Annotated in this window: 2 protein-coding genes; one reads left to right on the forward strand and one right to left on the reverse strand. The window is 68.9% G+C overall.

Annotated features, from left to right (window positions below):
- Window positions 1–122: 122 nt before the first annotated feature.
- Window positions 123–620 carry a DoxX family protein gene (locus G6027_RS05320; RefSeq protein WP_182636069.1) on the reverse strand — a complete coding sequence of 166 codons (498 nt, stop codon included), beginning with the start codon at window positions 618–620 and terminating at the stop codon, window positions 123–125.
- Window positions 621–716: 96 nt separating this feature from the next.
- Between G6027_RS05320 and G6027_RS05325 the strand changes: the two genes are divergently transcribed.
- Window positions 717–1,247 carry a MarR family transcriptional regulator gene (locus G6027_RS05325; RefSeq protein WP_182636071.1) on the forward strand — a complete coding sequence of 177 codons (531 nt, stop codon included), beginning with the start codon at window positions 717–719 and terminating at the stop codon, window positions 1,245–1,247.
- Window positions 1,248–1,375: the final 128 nt, after the last annotated feature.

Raw genomic sequence — 1,375 nt, forward strand, 5'->3', positions numbered from 1 at the left:
GTTGCAACAACCACTTGACTCCAAGGAGTGCGGAGTGTTCGGAACGCTCTTCTCGATGCGGCGTTGTCGATGCGGCGTTCTCGATGCGGCGTTGTGGCGCGCTCTCGCCGGCCCGCTTCGGGTCAGGCCGTCGTCCTCCGGGCCCCGGCGGCGCGACGGCGCGCGATCAGCGCGTCGAGGCTGAAGCGGCCGGCGCCGACCAGGCCGAAGACGGCAACGGCCAGCGCGATCACGGCGACGAGCTCCCAGCCACCGTTCGTGGCGAAGATCCCGGCGCCCTGGTGGACGAACAGGTAGGCGCCGAACATGACGACGACGACGAGGACCGCGACGACCTGGGTGAGCAGTCCCAGCACCAGCAGGATCCCTCCGGCCAGCTCGACGACGCCCGCGAACACCGCGGCGGCCTGGGCGGCAGGGACCCCGACGGAGTCGAAGAACTCGCCCGTGGCCCCGGCACCGTTGGTGACGAGTTTCTCCCAGCCGTGCGCGATCAGGATTACACCGAGCAGCACCCGGGTGAGGAGCAGGCCGATGTCGCGGACGTCCCCGGGTACGGGGAACAGGCGGGTCTCGGTGGCGGTGGTACGGGGTGAGGGGACGGTCGTCGTGGTGCTCATGTCTGTGGTCCTTTCGGGTCACACATCCGGATGATGCGTCACACACTTCTATCCCCGCACTAGGTGTCGTGTCAACTATGAGAGTAGAGTGGGCTCATGAGCGAACCCCTGCCAACCGACCACGTGAGATGGCTGACAGACGAGGAGAAGGCGCTCTGGCGCGACTACCTCGCGATCCAGGGGCGCCTGCACCTGGCGATCCAGCGCGACCTCAAAGCCACGTCGAGCCTGACGGAGCCGGAGTTCGAGGTGCTCGTGTACCTCAGCGAGGCCGACGGCCCGTTACGGATGACAGCGCTGTCCGACGTCCTGCAGTGGGAACGCAGCCGACTCTCCCATCAGGTGACCCGCATGGTCCGGCGTGGACTCGTGCAGCGGGCGAGCTGCCCCACCGACGGCCGGGGCGCGTTCGTCTCCGCCACCGAGGAGGGTATGAGGGAGATCGGGGAGGCCGCACCCGATCACGTCGCCACGGTGCGCCGGGAGTTCCTGGACCGGCTCAGCGAGCAGGACAAGCGCGAGCTCGCCCGACTTCTCGCGCTGGTCGAGGGTTCTGGCGGGGACGGCTCGACGGGGGATGAGGCGAATCGGAATTACTCCGCCGCGGGCGTACCCTCAGGGGCGTGAACGCAGTGCTCGTGATGGTCGTGGTGCTCCTGGCTGGTCTCGCGCTGGTGGTCGGGGTCACCGGCCTGCTGGGGCTGCTCGGCCGACTGCCGGGCAACGGCGTCCTGGGCGTCCGCACCCCGGAGACC

Source organism: Dietzia sp. SLG310A2-38A2 (genome assembly GCF_014145095.1).
In the GTDB taxonomy this organism is placed as follows: Bacteria; Actinomycetota; Actinomycetes; order Mycobacteriales; family Mycobacteriaceae; genus Dietzia.

Excerpts from the sequence above, each read along its gene's own strand:
- G6027_RS05320 (WP_182636069.1), bottom strand. The coding sequence starts at position 620 with ATGAGCACCACGACGACCGTCCCCTCACCCCGTACCACCGCCACCGAG.
- G6027_RS05325 (WP_182636071.1), top strand. The coding sequence starts at position 717 with ATGAGCGAACCCCTGCCAACCGACCACGTGAGATGGCTGACAGACGAG.